Source organism: Candidatus Latescibacter sp. IFSED24 (assembly GCF_058273205.1).
Genome location: NZ_CM177850.1, coordinates 4,463,986 through 4,482,180, shown reverse-complemented (window position 1 = coordinate 4,482,180; position 18,195 = coordinate 4,463,986). Strand labels below are relative to the sequence as shown.

Here is an 18,195-nt window from a genome sequence, read left to right as displayed (position 1 = left end):
CACTCCTTAGGCTTCGACCTGACCGGCCAGCTGCTGGATCTTGAGGATCACGAACTCCGCGGGTTTCAGCGGCGCGAAGCCCACGACGATGTTCACGATGCCCAGATCGATGTCGTTCTGGGTCGTGGTTTCACGGTCGCACTTGACGAGGTAGGCCTCCTTGGGACTGCGGCCCTGGAAGGCGCCCTGGCGGAACAGGTTGTTCATGAACGCGCCGACGTTGAGGCGGATCTGCGCCCAGAGCGGCTCGTCGTTGGGTTCGAAGACCACCCACTGGGTGCCGCGGTACAGGCTCTCCTCGAGGAAGAGCGCGAGCCGGCGCACCGGCAGGTACTTCCATTCCGAGGCGAGCAGGTCGGCCCCCGCCAGGGTGCGGGCGCCCCACACCACGTTGCCGGTGACCGGGAAGGTGCGCAGGCCGTTGAGCGCCACCGGATTGAGCACGCCGTTCTGGGCGTCGGTCATGGTGTAAGTGAAGCCGGGCACGCCGGAGAACGACGCCTCCTGGCCGGCCGGCGCCTTCCACACGCCGCGGCGGGCGTCGGTGCGGGCGATGATGCCGGCCACCGCGCCGCCGGGCGCGAAGTCGGCCAGGCGGTTCTCGCTCAGGGGATCGGGCATGCGCAGTCTGGGGAAATAGGCCACGGCGTTGCGCGCGTCGTCGGTGCCGACGGCCGTGCGCAGCGTGTTCACCCCGGCCTCGGCGGTGGCGATGGCGGTGGCGGGATTGGCCGTCCACGACGCGGGCGGGTCGATCACCAGCATGGCGCGGCGCTCCTGGCAGTAGCTCGCCGCCGCGGCCCAGGTGGCGTCGGCCAGATCGGTGGCACGATCCAGCGGCGGGATGACCAGGAGGTTGAAGAGGTCGGCCGCCTCCAGCGCGAAGATGCCGGTGCGCGCGTCGCGGTCGCCGGTGATCTGGCCGTCGCCGAGGACCGCGCCGTCGTCGCCGTCGTTGTTGAAGAGGGTGGAGCCAGGGTCGCCGGACATGGGATCGACGCCCGGCACCGCGGCGGGATGCGGCGCCGGCCGCGTGCCCGGAGCGGCCCCGTTCAGACGGACCAGGCTCGAACCCTCGGTGAGGACCGTGCCGACGTAGCGCTGGTGATCGGTGAGCACGGACACGTTGCGGAACAGCTCGGTGGCGCCGGTGGCCGTATCGCGGATGGTGAGGTTGAACAGCTCCTCGGCGCCCACCATGGGCCGCGTGTCGTGGTCCACGCGCACGCGGAGCGCCTCGCCCCACAACCCCTCGCTGGCCGCGACCAGGTTCAGCGAATCGGCCGCGCCGGTGGCGGCCGTGGCGCCGTTGTGGACCCGCACCACCAGGGCGTCGCCGCCCCCGTGCTGGAAGAAGTGGCTGACCGCATAGCCCATGGTGCTGAGCTGCCAGAGACCCCCGAAGACACGCGTGTACTCGGCCAGGCTCTGGATACGGACCGGCACGTTCACCGGCCCGCGACGCGCCCGCCCCACGAAGGCGGTGATGGAGGTGGCCACACCCGTGATGGTGCGGACGCCACTGGGAATCTCCTCGATGTAGACTCCGGGATAGGTGTATGAAGACGGCATGTTGGGCGCTCCTCGTTGGGAACGGACAGGGCGTCGCAGGTGGTGCGACGGTGGACATTGCCGGGGCGGCGCGAACGGAACGAGCCCTTGGGAAAACGTCGGTTGGGCGAATCCGGAGCCTACTGCCGGAAAGAGCAGTGGTCAAGTCGCCTATTTCTTTAGTCGTTGCAATAGAAAAACTTACAAAAACGGTGTTTCAAAGTAAGGTATACGGAATACGGTAGAGGTAACCGATTATCTGACAAGGATGAGGCGGTGGGAGTCGACGGCCGACCCGGCCCGGAGGCGACACACATAGCATCCCGTGGCCATCACCCGACCGGCCTCGTCCCGACCGTCCCACACCGCCTCGTGACGACCGGCCGCCGCGAGCGCGTCGATCCGGAGCGTGCGCACGAGACGGCCGCCGAGATCGTGGATCCAAAGTGCGACCGGTCCGGATGCGGCCAGTTCGTAGACGATGGTCGTGGTCGGGTTGAACGGGTTGGGATAGCTGGCCAGGATCCCGGCCAGGGGCGGCGCGGGCGGCGAGGCCGCGATGGGGCAGGCGATGGTGTCGGCCACCGTGCCCGCGGAGACGAAGGCCTGCCAGGCCTGGGCCAGATCGCGTGTGGGCAGCCAGGATGCCGAATCGGGCGCCGCATCGTAGCATTGCCAGGAGCCGATCAGGAATTGCTGACGGTCGCCGAGCCAGCCGCTGGATTCGGGGATGATCTGCAGGACGGGCGGCTGGTCGATTGGTAGGACGGTGGGCAGGCGCAGGCTGGTCACGGTGTGGAAGAAGGGGTCGAGCAGGTCGCGGTCGGTGATCCGCTCGTGGCCGGCACCGGGCTGGACGGCGAGGGCCCAGCGGGCGCCCAGGGGACGGTGGGCCTCGAAGATCCCGGTGAGGTTCTCGATGCGGTAGGGCAGATCCTCGGCGCCGATGAAGAGGTAGCCGGGCACGAGGATGGCCTCGCCGGCGGGGTCGGTGCGGTGGTAGCCGCCCTTCTGGGTGATAAAGCCCAGGACGCGGTCGGGACGCCAGACCGTGAAGTGATAGCCGAACTGACCGCCCCAGGAGTAGCCCTCGAGGAAGAGCGGGGCGTGGGCCAGTTCGGGGTGATCGCTTGCCGCCGCGAAGACCGCCAGGGCGCGCAGGACCGCGTCGCCGATGCCGGTCTCCATGCCCACGTCGGCGAGGCGGGCGCCCAGGATGGCGAAGTCCGCCCCGGTGCAGAGCTGCTGCAGGACGGCATCGCTGACCTGCGGGCGCGAGTCCGAGAGGCGCGGGAAGATGGTGAAGTAGACGCCGCGGATCGGCGGGGCGAACTCGGGCAGCCAGAGGCTGAAATCCGCCAGGGTGAAGGTCTCGCCGGGCAAGGGCTCGACGGTGTGGTTGAAGATCGCCGCCGGGGCCGGGGACACGAGGACCAGGAGGCAGACCAGGGCGGCGAGGCTGCGCGTGGTCCTGGATCCCGTCGGTCGGGCCTTCTCTGATCCGTGAGCGCTCATCATGATGTCGCCATGATACCACGCCGGGGTTCGCTGCAGCGCATTTCATTCCAGCACGACCGCGTTCGGCCTGGCCCGACAACTGGCTGACCATTTCCATTTCGTCCTGGATCGAATTACCTTGACGGCATCGAGGTCCAGGCACTATTCTATTTCGACCCAAGCCGAACTGGAGTGTGCATCATGGAAACGAGTCCACCCCTCGATATCTTGAAGGCCATGGCCGACGAATCGCGTCTGAGCATCCTGGCGAGCCTGCTGGCGGGCCCCCGTTACGTGGAAGAACTGGCCCAGCGGCTCAACCTGGCCGCCTCCACGGTCTCCCACCACCTCAAGAAGCTCGAGCAGGCCGGGCTGGTGTCCAAGCGCAAGGAGCAGTACTACGTGGTGTATCGCGCCCGCGACGAGGTCCTGGCCCAGCCGCTGCGCCACCTGGTGGAGCAGGCCGCCAGCCCGGTCGACGCGGAGCAACAGCGACTCCAGCGCTACCACCGCAAGGTCCTGGACACCTTCTTCGAGGATGGTCGACTACGCCAGATTCCCAGCCAGCACAAGAAGCGGCTGGTGATCCTGGCAGCCATGGCGCGGGATTTCGACCTGGACCGCGACTATCCCGAGACCGAGGTCAACGCCATCATCATGCGCCGCCATGAGGATTACTGCCTGATCAGGCGCGAGATGGTCATGGCGGGGCTCATGGCGCGTGCCGAGGGGATCTACCGGCGGATCAGGAACGAGAACGACGGGAGCTTGCCGGCGCTGCCCATGCCGGGCGAGTCGACGCCGGATCAGCCTTCCGAGCGCCAGCAGCTCAAGCAAGCCTACAAGCAGTCCCACAAGACCGCAGGCCTCTACTGTGTCCGTAACCTGAAGACAGGCAAGATCTTGCTAGGCAGCAGCCTGAACCTCGAGGGCCCCTTGAATCGTCATCGCGCCGAACTCCGTTTCGGCACTCATCGATGCAAATTTCTCCAGGATGATTGGAACGAGCTGGGCGAGGAATCGTTCGCCTTCGAGGTGGTGGACACCGTGCCTCCCGGCATCGCGCCGGGCCCGTACCGCAATACCGCCCTCAAGACACTGGAGCGCCGCTGGCTCGAGAAGCTGCGGCCCCTCGACGAGAACACCTACAACACCAGCGAGCGGATCCGGACGCGGCCGTACTGAACGGCCCGCCCGGACCCTACCGCAGCAGTCGAGCAATATTCTCCTTTGGTGATCTTCTTGATCCTGCTTTGTCGTTGACGCCAACCGCCGGACAGGGTAATCTGCTGAAATTCCAATCAGTTGTCCGCCGGACCGGCCCCTCCGCGGCCCTCCGTCGCTGATGATCCAGGATCCCGCCGCCGCACCACCGCGAGCGCGATGCTCGCCCGAGCCGACACCGAGGATCCGCTTACTGGCCACCGTTCTCCGTCCATCCTGGCCGGAGCAAGTCCGAGGAGGCGAGCATGTCCGTCGGGATTGTCGGGTATGGAGCGCACCTGCCCAGGCGACGCATCAAAGTCGAGGAGATCGCCAAGGTCTGGGGAGCCGACGCGCCGAGCTACAAGAAGGGCCTGGAACTCTTGCAGAAATCGGTGCCGGCCCTCGACGAGGACACCATCACCCTCTCGGTGGAGGCCACCCGCAACGCCCTGGCGCGCGCCGGCGATCTGGACCCCGCCGCCATCGGCGCGCTGTACATCGGCAGCGAATCGCACCCCTACGCCGTCAAGCCCTCGGGCACCATCGTGGCCGAGGCCATCGGCGCCACGCCGGACTGCCACACCGCCGACTTCGAGTTCGCCTGCAAGGCCGGGTCGGAGGCCATGTTCGTGGCCCACGGCCTGGTGAAGGCCGGGCTCGTCACCTACGCCGTGGGGATCGGCGGTGACACCTCGCAGGGCGCGCCCGGCGACGCCCTGGAGTACTCCGCCGCCGCCGGCGCCGCCGCCTTCATCATGGGCAGCGACCCCGACCGGATGCTCGCCACCGTGGACGACACCTACGCCTTCATGACCGACACCCCCGACTTCTGGCGCCGCGAGCACCAGTTCTACCCCTCGCACGGCGGACGGTTCACCGGCGAACCGGCCTACTTCCGCACCACCCTGGGCGCGGTCAACGGCCTGCTGGAGAAGGCGAATCTTAAGCCCACGGACTTCCGCTGGGCGGTCTTCCACCAGCCCAACGGCAAGTTCCCCGCCCGCGTGGCCAAGATGGCCGGCTTCACCCCCGAGCAGTACGACGTGGGCCGGCTGGTGCCGCTTTTGGGCAACACCTATTCGGGCGCTTCGCCCCTGGGCCTGACGGCGATCCTCGACGTGGCCCGGCCGGGCGACCGCATCTTCATGTGCTCGTACGGCTCGGGCGCCGGCAGCGACGCCTTCGTCTTCACCGTCCAGGAGCGGATCACCGCGGTCCAGGACCTGGCGCCCCGGACGCGCTGGCTGCTGGAAGAGAACACCATCGACGTCGAGTACGGCGAGTACGCCAAGCTGCGACGCAAGATCCGCCTGGCCGGCGAGTAGGAGGTCTGCCCATGAGAGACGTGGCCGTGATCGGTGTCGGCATGCAGAGGTGGGGCGAGCTGTGGTCGCAGTCGCTGCGCGAGATCTTCGTCGAATCCGCCCTGCTCGCCATGGACGACGCCGGCCTCGACAGGATCGAGGCGATGTACGTGGGGAGCATGAGCCCCGGCCTGTTCGCCGCCCAGGAGCACCTGGGCTCGCTGCTCGCCGACCACCTCGGCCAGGCTCCCATTCCCGCCACCCGCGTGGAGTCGGCCTGCGCCTCGGGTGGTCTGGCGTTCCGCCAGGCCTACCTCGACGTGGCCTCCGGCCTGCACGACATCGTGCTCGCCGGCGGCGTGGAGAAGATGACCGACATCTCGGGCGGCGAGGCCACCTTCGCGCTGGCCACCGCCGCGGACATGAAGTGGGAGGGCACCTGCGGCGTGACCTTCCCCGGCCTCTACGCCATGATGGCCGTGGCGCACATGGCGCGATACGGCACCACGCGCGAGCAGCTGGCCGCGGTCGCCGTCAAGAACCACGACAACGGTAGCAAGAACCCGCGCGCCCAGTTCCCCATGCAGGTGACCGCCGAGCAGGTCATGACCTCGGTGAAGGTGGCCGACCCCCTCAACATCCTCGACTGCTCCCCCATCACCGACGGCGCCGCGGCGGTGATCCTGGTGCCGGCGGACATGGTGAAGGACTTCGCGCAACCGGGCGTGAAGGTGATCGGCACCGGCCACGCCACCGACACCATCGCGCTGCACGATCGGGAGGACCTGACCGCCATCGAATCGGCGCGGCGCGCGGGCGAGCAGGCCTACCGGATGGCCGGCAAGACGCCCGGGGACATCGACCTGGTCGAGGTCCACGACTGCTTCACCATCGCCGAGATCATGGTGACCGAGGCGCTGGGCTTCTGCGAGGCGGGCGGCGGCGGCCCCGCGGTCGCGGCCGGTCACACCGCCCTCGGCGGCCGGATCCCCGTGAACACCTCGGGAGGTCTCAAATCGAAGGGACACCCCGTGGGCGCCACGGGCATCGCCCAGATCATCGAGGTGACCGAGCAGCTACGCGGCCAGTCGGGTCCGCGGCAGGTGAAGGATGCCAAGGTCGGCATGACGCAGAACATGGGCGGCAGCGGCGGCAGTTCCGTCGTGCATATCCTGGAGGTGATGTGATGCCATCGGCGAGATCATGGCGCGCTTATCCGCAGACCTACCGCCTCGAGGCCGCACGCTGCACCGGGTGCCAGAAGACGTTCTTCCCCCCGCGGCTGATCTGCAACGCGTGCGGTGGCCGCGAATTCACCACGTTCAAGATGGCCCGGACCGGGACCGTGCTCACCCACACGGTCATCCGCACGCCGGGCGACCAGTATCAGGGCGAGGCCCCGTTCGCGGTGGGCATCATCGCCATGGACGACGGGCCGCGCCTCACCACCCAGATCGTGGACGTGCCCCTGGCGGAGATCGCCATCGGCATGAAGGTGAAGCTGGAATTCCGGCGGATGTATGCCGAGGGTCACGACGGGATCATCGAGTACGGACACAAGGCGGTGCCGGCGCGGTAGCGCCAGCGACGCCCCTGGCCGCAGCGACGTGGAGCGGGGCCCCGGATCCGGGGTCCCGCTTCAGGCCAGCCCCATTCTGCACAGCAGGTCGGTGAACCGCCGGTCCCGGCGCAGGTTCTCGATGGTCGCATCGCTCTTCATCATGATCACCAGCGGATCGCGCTCGGCGACCGACCGCTCCAGCCACGTGAACGCCTGGTCCACCTCTCCGATGCCGGCGCAGACCTTGGCCAGCAGGAACGGTCGGATGCGCTCTTTATCCCGCTCCTGCTGCAGCATCGCCAGGATCCGCAGGGCATCCTCGTGTCGTCCAGCCTTGCCGTAGGCCCAGCCCAGCGAAGCCTGGAGGATCGGATTCTCCAGTTCTTCCCGGAGACCCGCCTCGAGCGTGGCGATCCCCTGTTCGGGATCGCCCTCGAGCACGTAGCTCTGGCCGGCGATGATCCGGGCGAGCGGCGGACTCAGCCGCTTGCCCATGACGAGGTCGGGCTCGCTGCGCGCCTGGGCGAGCCGGCCCGAGCGCAGCCGGAAGAACGCGAGCCAGCCGTGGGTGAAGTGCGAGACGGGATCGAGCTCGGCGCTGCGTTCCTGGGCCGCCCGTGCCTCATCCAGCCGTCCCATGGCCTGCAGGTAGTGCGCCTGGTAGTGATGGGCGGTGGGGAGATTGGGATTCAGGGCGAGCGCCCGATCCAGCACCACGCGCGCCTGCTCCCATTCCCAGTCCAGGAGATGGATGAAGCCACGGATGGCGTGCGCCTCGGCCAGGCCCGGGGCCAGCGCCACGGCCCTGATCGCGGACTCCCGTGCCTGATCGAGACAGGATCGGCAATTGCAGTAGTGATAGGCGTAATGGTAGCAGCCCGCCTCGGCCAAGCCGATGTGCGCCAGGGCGTAGTCGGGATCGCGGGTCAGGGCATCCTGGAACCGCTGCCTCGCCAGAGCGAGTTCGTCACGCGATCCCTGATTGAAGAGGTAGCGCCCCAGCAAGTAGAGGTGGACCGCCTCCATATCCCGCGAATGGTGCGCATGGATGGCCCGCGGCGAGGTTTCGACCAGGCAGACCCTCAGGCTCTCCACGATGGCGCGCGAGATCTCGTCCTGCACATAGAGCGCATCCTCCACCACGCATTCGTATTGCTCGGACCAGATCTGGCTCGCGTCGGCCACCTTGATGAGATGGGCCGAGATACGGACCCGGTCGCCCGCCTGGCGCACACTGCCGTCCAGGACCGTGGACACCGCCAGCGAACGTCCGATCTCGCGGACATCCTTCCCCTGTTCCGAGAAGGCGAACGAGGAAGGACGGGCCAGGACCCGCAGGTCGCTGAGATGCGACAGGGCGTGGATGATCTGCTCGGCCAGCCCCTCGGTGAAATACGCCTGATCCTGACGCGGGCTCAGATCACGGAACGGCAGGACGGCGATGGAGGGACGGTCGGCAGGCAGACTGGGCTGTGGGCGCGGTCGTTCCGCCAGCGCATCGACCAGATCCTGGACGAGCTCGCCGGCCGATCCGTGGCGGGAAAGCGGATCGGGCGCCAGCGTCCGCTCGACGATGCGCACGAAATGTTCGGACAGGTCGGGGCGGAGGTCCCGGAGCTGCCGCGTCCGGTGTTCCCGATGCGCCGCCACCACCTCCGCCAGGGAACGGCCACTCACCGGATAGTCCCCGGTGACCAGGTGAAAGAGAAGGACGCCCACCGCGTAAAGATCGCTCTTGATGCTGGTCTTGTTCTCGAGCAGGATCTCCGGCGCCGCATAGAGCGGGGTGCCGACCTGATCGGCGATTTGCCGGCTGGCGGCATCACAGCCGACCCCGAGGTCCATCAGGACGATCCGGCCACCGGACTCTCGCATGACGTTGCGCGACTTGACATCGCGGTGCAGGATCCCGGCCGCGTGCAGGGCCGCCAGCGCCCGGCTGACGTCGCGGGCAATGACCAGTGCTTCCTCGGCGCTCCGCGGCCCCCGCTCGGCGAGCATTTCGGCGAGGGAGGTTCCCTCGATATACTCCATCACGATCCCCACACGCCCGGCCCTCTCCTCGACGCCGAAGACCGTGACGATGTTGTGGTGCCGGACCCTGGCGAGCAGCCGCCCTTCCTCGAGCAGGCCAGCCGTGGTTTCCGGCGTGCCGAAGCGTCGAGGATGCAGCAGTTTCAGGGCGACATCCCGGTTCAGGCGGGGATCGTGGGCACGGTAGACGTCGCCGAAGGCGCCGGAGCCGAGCCAGCTCTCGAGCTGCAGGGGGCCCCAGCGTTCCGGCATGTGGTCCGCGGGCAGGTCGATGGCGCCGCCGGCCGCAGCGGCCATGGCTCGCTGGACCTCCACATGCTTGGCGACGATGCTGGACAGGGCCCGGAACTGGGCCAGCAACCCTCGCCGCGCGGGTGGGATCGCCCAGATAGCGGCATTCCAATCGACCTGCTGCCCGTTCAGCAGCTCATCGGCGATCCTGTCGATTGCGTCCACTTCGTCCGGCTGCTCATCGGACGGCATGGTCCATCTCCTCGGCCAGGCGGATCACCGCGCGCCGCGCAGCCATCCGCGCCGCATCGGGGCTCGACCGTTCCGTGACCACGGCGATGTCCTCGTAGCTCATATCCATCTCGATCTTGAGGAACAGCAGGGCCTGATCGTTCTCGGGCAGCCTCTGGAACGCCTTCTCGTAGCGCTCGAACAGGTCCTGGCCGACCGCATCGTCGAGGGGCGACGGAGCAGAGGCGATCTCGTCGCCCTTCAGCGGCGTCAGCTCCGGCCGGGTCCGCAGCTTGCGGACCTCGTCCCGGATCAGGTTGAGCACGGTCTTGCGAAGGTAGGCGGGAAAGGCGCCGCCATGGCGTGGCTCGAAGGTGGTGATACGACGAATCGTGTTCAGCACCGAGGCCTGGACCAGGTCCCCCGTCTCCAGGCTGCTGCGGGCCTGAGGCGGCAGGCGCCCAGACGCCCATTGGAGCATCCTCGGCAGATACCGTCGGTATAGCTCCGCCACGGCCCCATCGTCGCCTCCCTGGGCACGGGAGATGAGGCTGGGCGTGCTCTCCGCGAGATGTCGAGGTGGCGGGCTGATGATGTTGCGACCCGGTGACCGCCGGCATGGCTTCGAGGGGACAGACATGAGAGGACCTCCCCTGGCTACTCCAGATCCGTTCTCAGGCTAACATGACTGAAAGACGATGTAAAGCACTTATTTTTAACAGTTTACACTTAAAGGATTATTGAACTCTTGGATAATTTGTTCGCTATGTCCGCCGAGATCGTTGTTCTGATCAGAGGGCCCATATCGACGCGAGTGCCCTCCGGGAGGCCGGCCGCCCGCGCTGCCTTCCTCACTGACCGGATCAACGGAAGGAGAGATCCATGAACAGGTCGAAATTCTGTCTGCTGGCTCTCAGCCTGCTGGCGTGCGCCTTGATGGTCACCGCCGTGCAGGCGCGTACCTGGTACGTGCCGAGCCAGGTCCAATCGGTGACCAAGGCCATCGCCCTGGCCAGCGCCGGTGACGTGATCGAGGTCGCCGTGGGTGTCCACAAGATCGACGGCTACGGCCACCGGCTGACCCCGGGGATCACCATCCGCTCCGACACCGGCATGCCCGGCGCCGTGGTGTTCGAGGAATCCACCTCGCACTGGGCCCACTGGCGCGACGCCCCGGTGTTCGTCCTGGACCCGACCTTGAGTCCCACCGATGAGGTCGTGTTCGAGAACATCATCTTCCGGAACTTCACCCTCACCTTCGGACCGGATGCCATCGCCAGCGAACCCATCTTCAACATCCTCGGTGGCAAGATCGTCATGACCAACTGCCGGTTCAACGAATTCTACGGCACCGCCCTCAAGTTCGACGGTGGGTCGGGCGAGTTCAACAATTGCGCGTTCGTCCGCGGTAACGCCAACCCCGTGGCGATGGAGTTCGCCGGACAGTCGCTCGCCCTGAACGACTGCCGCTTCAGCCAGAACAGCTACCAGCATACCGACTACTGGCCGGATAAGGCGGGTCGGATCCCTGGCAGCATCATCAAGCTGCACTCGGGAGAGCTTCTCTGCAACTGCAGCCAGTTCTACAAGAACGGCCCACTCAACTACCTGCTGGATGTCGGGCCCGAAGCTCGGATGTACGGTTGCACGAGTTGCATGCAGGACAACGACAAGACCCTCTTCCAGGGTCGCGTGGCCGGAGTCGTCCAGCTCGACTGCTGCACCATCCTGCCCACGATGTGGCAAGTGCTGCCTGGTGGTTCCTTCCTGATCGTCGAGGATGGGAGCCCCACACCCTTGAGTGTCCAGGAGACCAGCTGGACCCAGGTGAAGGCGCTGTTCCAATGATCGGACTGCAGAGGGGCGACGCTTCCAGGAGGTGACGTCGCCCCCACCATGATCGACGGATCTCGGGACCAAACTTGCCTCGACACTCGTCCGTGCTCACAAACCCACCAGGATCGATTCCGAGCAGAACCCGGGCCCCAGCGCCGTGATCAATCCATGACCGCCCCGTCCGAGACCGCGCTCGGCCAGGTACCGCTCCACCACGAACAGCACCGTCGTCGACGACATGTTCCCGTAGTCCCGCAGCACGCCGCGGGTCCAGTCCATCGCGGTAGGGCCGAGTCCCAGCGCCTCCTCGTAGGCTTCGATCACCTTGGCCCCGCCGGGATGGAAGAGGAACGCCCCCACATCTGCGAACCCCAGGCCGTGCGGCGCCAGCATTCCCCCCAGATCCTCCGCCGCATTCTCCTGCACGATGTCGGGAATCCGCCGCGCGAAGACCACCTGCAATCCCTGCTGCAGCACGGTCCAGCCCATCACGTCCAGCGAGTCCGGATAGAATCGGCTCTGGGTGTCCAGGACCTCCAGACCGGGCCCTGGCACCTGGTCGCCCGTGATCACGGCCGCCGCGGACCCATCGGCGAACAGGGCGGTCGCCACCAGGTTCGACTTGGAGGGGTCGTCGGGCATGAAGGTGAGGCCGCACAGCTCGGTCGCCACCAGCAGGATCCGTGCGGTCGGGCTACCCAGCGCCAGGTGATGCGCGTGGGCCAGCCCCGCCACGCCACCGGCGCAGCCCAGGCCCCAGAGCGGCAGCCGGCGCACGTCGTGCCGCAGGCCCAGCACGTTCACCAGCCGGGCGTCGATGGATGGTGTCGCCAGGCCCGTGGTGTTCACGTAGAGGATGGTGTCCACATCCTCGGGTCCGAGGTTCGCCCGCGCGAGCGCCTCGCGGGCCGCCCGGGCCGAGAGCTCGGTGGCCGCCGTCACGTACAGGGCGCTGCGCTCGGCCAGGTCGTGCGGCTCGCGATACCAGGACGGCGGCGCCACGAAGTAGCGGTGCTCGATCCCGGCGTTGGCGAAGAGGGGCAGCAGGCGGTCGAGGCTCGCGATGCGATCCCGGAAGACCTCACGAGCGAAATCCTGCACGAAATCCTGATCGACCTTGTACTCGGGCAAGGCCGTGGCGACACTCTGGATCCTGGGCATGATGGTCCTGTTGCTGGTGGCGGCGGGTCGCGAAGCGAACTCACAATCTAAGGCGACGATCCGCGTCGGCAACGACCACCCCACGACACCAGACGGTACGTTCCCCGGAAATCCATTTCGACGCGACACTCCCGGTCCTTGGCATCCACACCCAGCAACGCGGCCAGTTCCCTTCCGTGGAAACCGGCCCGGATGCTGGTCCGACCATCGCTCCAGGAAACGTCATGGAGTCCGAACGGCCGCAGCAGGGCCAACCCCGCCAGGGCGCGTCGCGAGCGATGGGGTTCGCAGAAGATCCAGATCGGGATCTGCCGGATGGCCTCCCCGAGGCGCTGGAGCTCGTGATCCTGGAATTGATGCAGCAGGAAGTTGATCAGCAGCACGCGGGGCGGGGGAACGAACTCCTGCTCGAGCAGGTCGCCCTGGTGCCAGCTCCACCCGGCGGGCCAGTCGCCGGGTCGGCGGTTCAGATCCAGTCCGGTATAGCCGCCGGCGCGCAACCCCGGCACGTGGCGGCACAGGTAGCGGCCCAGATCGCCCTCGCCCGCTCCCGCCTCGAGCACCTGGTCGCCTGGCCGCCACCATCGCCTCAGCATCCGCGCGGACCAGCGCCAGTTGCCCAGGAGTCGATTGAGGACGCGCAGATCGCGCCGGTTCGCCATCGCCCGAGGATCGTCCGGGGACAGTGTCGCGAGGATCTCCGGACGGACGACGCGCTTCATCGGGAACCAGGAACCTGATCGGGGCCCACGGCGCCATCCTGTCGAAGATCCGCCAGCAGCCCCTGGCGCAGCGACGCACCCGGCGCCACGAAGCTGCCCAGCAGCGCCCGCCGGTGGTCCGGGCCGACATCGGTCTGGTCGATGACCACCGTGCCATCTCGGCGCTGGACGACCGTGCGCAGCGTGTCGCCGCGGACGCGGTACAGGAACCGGTCGCCCTTCTCCAGACCCTGCTGCCGCAACGGCGCCAGCCACACCGGCAGTCCGTCCGCCACGTGCTGGAATCCGTCCGCGGACAGCAGACCAGACTCCTGCGCTCGCCACATGTCCGCCAGGATCCCGTCGAGGAAACGGTCGAGCCCCACCCCCCGCGCGAAGCTGATCTGGGCCCAGGCATCGCGGCTGTCGGCGATGGCCCGGGCGAGGGAGTCCGCCGCCGCAGGCCCTTCCGCCGTGTGTCGCCAGGGCTCGATGGTGCGCGCGGTCGCCGGCCCGAGCCATAGCTCGAGTGTCAGGACGTCCACCTGGAAGATCGTTCTCTCGAGAAGAGCATGGAGCTGGAGATGGGGATCGACGGCTGGTCGCGGTAGCGCCGGAGGGAGCGCCACGGTATCATGCTGCGCAGCCGTGGCGGTGGACCAGATCGCCCCCGAGCTCACGACGAAGACCAGCAGCATCGCCGACATGGCGCTCGAACAGGTGAGAGTTCGTCGTTTCATCAAGACAAGGTAACGGCCCCGCCCAGTCCGGCAACGGAGGGACGACCGACCGTGGACATCATCATCGTCTCGCTCATCCTCGTGATCGCGGTGGCACTGCTGATCAGCGAACGATTGCCGGTGGACCTGACGGCCATCGGCATCATGGTGGCGTTGATGATCACCGGCCTGCTGACCCCGCGTCAGGCCGTGGCCGGCTTCGCCAACCCCGCGCCGCTGACCGTCGGCGCGCTGTTCGTGGTGACCAAGGGGCTGACCCGCACGGGCTCGCTCAACTTCCTGACCCGCCTGATCGCCGACTCCACTCAAGGCCACCCGCGCAAGATCCTGCTCCTGACCCTCGTCCTGACCGGCCTGTTCTCCGCCTTCATCAACAACACGCCGGTGGTGGTGATGCTGCTGACGGTGGTGCTGGCGGTATGCGGCCGGTTCGACCTCTCGCCGGCACGGCTGCTGATGCCCATCTCGTTCGTGTCGATCCTCGCGGGCACGAGCACCCTCATCGGCACCTCGACCAACATCATCGTCAGCGATCTGGCCGCCCAGGCCGGACTCGAGCCCATCGGCATGTTCGAGCTCACCCGGGTGGGCCTGCCCATCGTCCTGATCGGCGGCCTGCTGCTGTTCTGGCTCTCGGACCGGCTGCTGCCCGAGACCCACACGCCCATCTACCACCATGGACAGGGCGACAAGCACAAGTACATCTCGGAACTCGCCATCCCCCCCGAGAGCGCCTATCTGGGCGAGGACGCGGTGACCGCGCTGCGCAGCCGGTTCCCCGAGGTCGAGGTCTACGAGGTCCTGCGCGGCGAGCAGGTCTGCTACCCCGAAACCGACGATTGCACCCTGGGGAGCGGCGACATCGTCCTGGTGGGCGCCACGGCCGCCGACCTGGTGAACATCCTCAGCGGCGAGGACGCCTTCCTGCCATTGATCGCGGGCCGCCCCCTCACCAACCCGTACGACCACGACGCCCAGATCGTCGAGGCCATCATCCCGCCCGAATCACCGCTGCTCGGCCGGCCCGTCGCCGACACCTTCCTCGGCGCCGCCGACGACCTGACCCTCCTCGGTGTACAGCGCCGCCGCATCCATTATTCCGAGCGCAAGATGAGCCGCCTGTGGCTGGACGTGGGCGACATCCTGCTCATCCAGTGCGGCCCGCGCCGGCTCGAACGCCTGCGTACCGAGGGCGACGTGATCATCGTGGAAGACGTGGTGCGCACGCTGGAGAACCGGCGCAAGGCGCCCATCGCGCTCGGGCTGTTCGCGGCCATGGTCGCCACGGCCTCGTTCGGCCTGCTCGACATCCTCACGGCCTCGCTGGCCGCCGGGTTCCTGATGCTCCTCACCGGCTGTTTGCGACCACGCGAGGCCTACGACGCCATCGACGTGCCGATCCTGGTGCTGATCATCGGCACCATCGCCCTCGGAGCGGCCCTCACCGCCACCGGCGCGGCCGACCTCTACGCCCGCGGCTTCCTCTCGGTCTTCCAGGATGCCGGCCCCCACGTCGTGCTCACGGCGTTCATCGTGCTGACCAGCGTGCTGTCGCACTTCCTGTCCAACAACTCGAGCGCGGTCCTGCTGGTCCCCATCGGCATGGCCTCGGCGGCGGCGCTGGGCGTGGATCCGCGGCCGTTCATCGTGGGCATCTGCTTCGGCGCCTCGGCGTGCTTCGCCACGCCCATCGGCTACCAGACCAACCTGCTGGTCTACGGTCCGGGCGGCTACCGCTTCACCGACTTCCTGCGGCTGGGCATGGTGCTCAACGTGGTGGTGTGGGTCACGGCCGCGGCGCTGATTCCGCGGTACTGGGCGTTCTGAGCGGCCGTTCACGGCATCGCCGCACCGTCAGCGTACCAGCTGGATCTTCTCGCTCAGCACCTGCGAGGAGGTGACGAGCCGGAGAATGTAGGTTCCCGAGGGCACGCTGCGGCCCCGGGCATCGCGCCCCTCCCAGGCGATCTCGCTCGGTCCCGCCCCGCGCCAGCCGCTGCACAGCACGGCGAGGCGGCGGCCAGCCAGGTCGAACACCGACAGATCCACCGCCTGCGCGTGAGCCTGCGTGAACGACACCACGGTGCGTGGGTTGAACGGATTGGGGCAAGCTCTCAGCTGGCTGGCGGCCGCGGGCAGCGCTGGATCGAGAGCAGCCACGAGCGCGTCGTGGGCGAGGATCCAGAGGCCGTTGTCCGGCACTGTCATGAGCACCCTGGGGCCCGTGAGCGAAAGATCGGTGGCGGCGCCCTGGCTGGCGAAGCTGGCGACCGCGATCGGCTCGCCGGGATCGGTGACGTCGACCACCACCAGGCCCCCATCCTGGCGGCCGGCGTAGAGGAACTCGCCCTGGAGCGCCAGGCAGCCGGCGTCGAGATCAGCAAGCTGCGAGACCTGGACCGGTGCGGCCGGATCGTCGAGGTCGTAGATCCGGAGCTCACCTGTCCAGCGTTCGGACATGTACAGATGGCCGTCCCCGACGGCCAGGCACCGCGCACTCCCGGCGATCGAGCCGACGATCTCGGGCGCGCCAGGATCGCCCACGGCGACGATGACCAGGAACGTCGGGCCATCGGTATAGGTGGCGACATATGCATGATCGCCGTGGACCTGAACGCCCTGGAGCGAGAAGGGCGGTGGTGATCCCGGCACCTGGCAACGGCCCAGTTCCAGGGGTGCGAGGGAGTCGGTGACGTCGACGATGACCAGATCGTTGCTGCCGGTGATCACGTAAGCGCGATCGCCGACGAGGTCCAGGTAGCGGGCCGTCTCCAGAACGCACCAGCCCAAGATCGCCGGCTCGTGCGATGCGGCGAGGTCGACTATCAGAAGGTCGCCGTCGACCACGTAGGCGAGTCCATCACGGGCGGCGACATCGGTGACGGTAGAGCCCGTGTCCAGGCGTCTCACTTCCTGCGGAAGGGAGGGGTCGGCCAGATCCAGTACCGGCATGCCCGTGCTCCCGGCGGCCACCACGGCCAACTCGCCGGTCACGGCCACCCGCCCGGCCAGTCCGCCCGGCTCGTAGCGCCCCACCAGCGCGGGCGCTTGAGGATTCGTGGTGTCCAGCGCGAACAACCCGTGGGAACGGCCGATCAGGTAGGCCCGGTCGATCCCGGCGGCGACGTTGCTGACCGATTCACCGATGGCGTGGCCGCCTCGCACCACGGGTGCGGCAGGATCGCTCACGTCGGCAATCCCCAGCTTGCAGGTGGTCATGTCCACGTTGCCGCTCATGTAGACCAGCTCCGCGTCGGCCGCGATCCGGGTAGGGTAGAAGTCGAGCGGGCCGGTGGTGCCGACCGGCACGGGTGCCGTGGGGGCGGAGACGTCGATGGTCACGAGGCCCTGGGTGCCCGCGGCGATCGCCACGTGGTCGCCTAGGATCGTGGCGTCGTCATAGTGGATCATGGTGGGCGGATCGTAGGCTCCGCTCACTGCGGGCAGCGTCGGATCGGTGAGGTCGACGATCAGCAGTCCGTCGAACCCCACCGTCAGCGCCACCAGGTCGTCGCGGGCATCCAGCCCGAAGATGGTGGACGGGGCGGTGAGCTCGCCGCACATGGAAGGGGCGGCGGGGTCGCTCACGTCGATGACCACCAGGGACGGGCCGCTGGCGGCACAGACGAGGGAACCGGTCAGGACGAGGTCGCGCACGTCGGTCAGCGGCAGGGTGGCCAGGGTGTGTGGCGCCGCCGGATCGGTGGCGTCGATGAAGAGCAACCCGGTGTCCTCGACCGCGGCCACGACCAGGCCGTCCCGCACGGCGACCGCCTTGACGGGAGCGGACACGGGCGTCCGTCCGAGGACCACGGGGGCGGTCGGATCGGTCAGATCGATGCTGGTGAGGAAGCCTCCATCGCTCACATGGACGCGGTGTCCCTCCACGGCCGCGGCCAGGCACGGTCCGGCATGCCAGCGGCCGAGCAGGGAAAGATCCCCGCCCGCGCAGGCGCCGGGTGCAATGACGAGGAGCAGGGCGAACCCGCAGAGACAACGACTGATCACACGGGTGGAGAACCGGGTACTCTTGTTCGTCATGTGGTTGCTCACGTTGGGCTGGAGTCCAATCCCTACTTCGCGCGAGCCGGCGTCAGACCGATCCGGTCTCGACATTGTAGCACGGATCGGGTCGGCGAAGC

The 18,195-nt window shown here is 67.8% G+C and carries 14 protein-coding genes; 6 read left to right on the top strand and 8 right to left on the bottom strand.

Translation table 11 applies throughout. The annotated features are described in order from the left end of the window. Positions 1-6: 6 nt before the first annotated feature. Both IFSED24_RS17860 and IFSED24_RS17855 read right to left on the bottom strand, forming a co-directional pair. Complete coding sequence (locus IFSED24_RS17860; RefSeq protein WP_491332841.1) at positions 7-1,572, bottom strand: phage tail sheath family protein; 1,566 nt, start codon at positions 1,570-1,572, stop codon at positions 7-9. A 234-nt stretch (positions 1,573-1,806) separates the two neighbouring features. Then, positions 1,807-3,069, bottom strand: a complete 1,263-nt coding sequence (locus tag IFSED24_RS17855) for a FlgD immunoglobulin-like domain containing protein (RefSeq protein WP_491332840.1) — start codon at positions 3,067-3,069, stop codon at positions 1,807-1,809. Positions 3,070-3,249: 180 nt separating this feature from the next. Between IFSED24_RS17855 and IFSED24_RS17850 the strand changes: the two genes are divergently transcribed. The 4 genes from IFSED24_RS17850 to IFSED24_RS17835 all read left to right on the top strand — a co-directional run bounded on the left by IFSED24_RS17850 (position 3,250) and on the right by IFSED24_RS17835 (position 7,137). Further along, positions 3,250-4,233: a metalloregulator ArsR/SmtB family transcription factor gene (locus tag IFSED24_RS17850; RefSeq protein ID WP_491332839.1), complete on the top strand. Its 984-nt coding sequence runs from the start codon at positions 3,250-3,252 to the stop codon at positions 4,231-4,233. 284 nt (positions 4,234-4,517) lie between these two features. Continuing rightward, the gene (locus tag IFSED24_RS17845; RefSeq protein ID WP_491332838.1) at positions 4,518-5,579 is read left to right on the top strand and encodes a hydroxymethylglutaryl-CoA synthase; all 1,062 of its coding nucleotides are present in this window, start codon (positions 4,518-4,520) and stop codon (positions 5,577-5,579) included. An 11-nt stretch (positions 5,580-5,590) separates the two neighbouring features. Then, positions 5,591-6,745 (top strand): thiolase family protein, encoded by a 1,155-nt coding sequence (locus tag IFSED24_RS17840; RefSeq protein ID WP_491332837.1) that lies wholly within the window; start codon positions 5,591-5,593, stop codon positions 6,743-6,745. After that, on the top strand, positions 6,745-7,137 hold the full coding sequence (locus tag IFSED24_RS17835) for a Zn-ribbon domain-containing OB-fold protein (protein WP_491332836.1): 393 nt from the start codon (positions 6,745-6,747) through the stop codon (positions 7,135-7,137). Before IFSED24_RS17840 ends, IFSED24_RS17835 begins: the two co-directional genes overlap by 1 nt. A gap of 60 nt (positions 7,138-7,197) precedes the next feature. On the opposite strand, the gene IFSED24_RS17830 is transcribed toward IFSED24_RS17835, so the two are convergent. Next, entirely contained in the window at positions 7,198-9,636 is a 2,439-nt protein-coding gene (locus IFSED24_RS17830; RefSeq protein WP_491332835.1) for a protein kinase domain-containing protein, read from the bottom strand. Then, positions 9,623-10,129 carry an RNA polymerase sigma factor gene (locus tag IFSED24_RS17825; protein ID WP_491332834.1) on the bottom strand — a complete coding sequence of 169 codons (507 nt, stop codon included), beginning with the start codon at positions 10,127-10,129 and terminating at the stop codon, positions 9,623-9,625. Before IFSED24_RS17825 ends, IFSED24_RS17830 begins: the two co-directional genes overlap by 14 nt. A 368-nt stretch (positions 10,130-10,497) precedes the next feature. Here IFSED24_RS17825 and IFSED24_RS17820 point away from each other — a divergent pair, with 368 nt between their 5' ends. Beyond that, entirely contained in the window at positions 10,498-11,463 is a 966-nt protein-coding gene (locus IFSED24_RS17820) for a hypothetical protein (protein ID WP_491332833.1), read from the top strand. Between the two features lie 96 nt (positions 11,464-11,559). Here IFSED24_RS17820 and IFSED24_RS17815 read toward each other — a convergent pair whose 3' ends face one another. The 3 genes from IFSED24_RS17815 to IFSED24_RS17805 are packed head-to-tail and all read right to left on the bottom strand — an operon-like array spanning position 11,560 to position 14,053. After that, on the bottom strand, positions 11,560-12,612 hold the full coding sequence (locus tag IFSED24_RS17815; protein WP_491332832.1) for a type III polyketide synthase: 1,053 nt from the start codon (positions 12,610-12,612) through the stop codon (positions 11,560-11,562). A gap of 47 nt (positions 12,613-12,659) precedes the next feature. Continuing rightward, a complete protein-coding gene (locus tag IFSED24_RS17810; RefSeq protein ID WP_491332831.1) occupies positions 12,660-13,274 on the bottom strand; it encodes a class I SAM-dependent methyltransferase in 615 nt (204 codons plus the stop codon). A 56-nt stretch (positions 13,275-13,330) separates the two neighbouring features. Further along, positions 13,331-14,053, bottom strand: coding sequence for a hypothetical protein (locus IFSED24_RS17805; protein ID WP_491332830.1), 723 nt, complete (start codon positions 14,051-14,053; stop codon positions 13,331-13,333). A 51-nt stretch (positions 14,054-14,104) separates the two neighbouring features. On the opposite strand from IFSED24_RS17805, the gene IFSED24_RS17800 reads away from it, so the two are divergent. Beyond that, positions 14,105-15,880 (top strand): sodium:proton antiporter, encoded by a 1,776-nt coding sequence (locus tag IFSED24_RS17800; protein WP_491332829.1) that lies wholly within the window; start codon positions 14,105-14,107, stop codon positions 15,878-15,880. Positions 15,881-15,907: 27 nt separating this feature from the next. Here the strand turns inward: IFSED24_RS17800 and IFSED24_RS17795 are convergent, their stop codons facing one another. Continuing rightward, positions 15,908-18,094, bottom strand: coding sequence for a hypothetical protein (locus IFSED24_RS17795; protein ID WP_491332828.1), 2,187 nt, complete (start codon positions 18,092-18,094; stop codon positions 15,908-15,910). Positions 18,095-18,195 lie beyond the last annotated feature (101 nt).

Coding starts and splice junctions, on each gene's coding strand:
- IFSED24_RS17860 (WP_491332841.1), bottom strand. CDS start 1,572: ATGCCGTCTTCATACACCTATCCCGGAGTCTACATCGAGGAGATTCCC.
- IFSED24_RS17855 (WP_491332840.1), bottom strand. CDS start 3,069: ATGATGAGCGCTCACGGATCAGAGAAGGCCCGACCGACGGGATCCAGG.
- IFSED24_RS17850 (WP_491332839.1), top strand. CDS start 3,250: ATGGAAACGAGTCCACCCCTCGATATCTTGAAGGCCATGGCCGACGAA.
- IFSED24_RS17845 (WP_491332838.1), top strand. CDS start 4,518: ATGTCCGTCGGGATTGTCGGGTATGGAGCGCACCTGCCCAGGCGACGC.
- IFSED24_RS17840 (WP_491332837.1), top strand. CDS start 5,591: ATGAGAGACGTGGCCGTGATCGGTGTCGGCATGCAGAGGTGGGGCGAG.
- IFSED24_RS17835 (WP_491332836.1), top strand. CDS start 6,745: ATGCCATCGGCGAGATCATGGCGCGCTTATCCGCAGACCTACCGCCTC.
- IFSED24_RS17830 (WP_491332835.1), bottom strand. CDS start 9,636: ATGCCGTCCGATGAGCAGCCGGACGAAGTGGACGCAATCGACAGGATC.
- IFSED24_RS17820 (WP_491332833.1), top strand. CDS start 10,498: ATGAACAGGTCGAAATTCTGTCTGCTGGCTCTCAGCCTGCTGGCGTGC.
- IFSED24_RS17815 (WP_491332832.1), bottom strand. CDS start 12,612: ATGCCCAGGATCCAGAGTGTCGCCACGGCCTTGCCCGAGTACAAGGTC.
- IFSED24_RS17810 (WP_491332831.1), bottom strand. CDS start 13,274: ATGGCGAACCGGCGCGATCTGCGCGTCCTCAATCGACTCCTGGGCAAC.
- IFSED24_RS17805 (WP_491332830.1), bottom strand. CDS start 14,053: ATGAAACGACGAACTCTCACCTGTTCGAGCGCCATGTCGGCGATGCTG.
- IFSED24_RS17795 (WP_491332828.1), bottom strand. CDS start 18,094: ATGACGAACAAGAGTACCCGGTTCTCCACCCGTGTGATCAGTCGTTGT.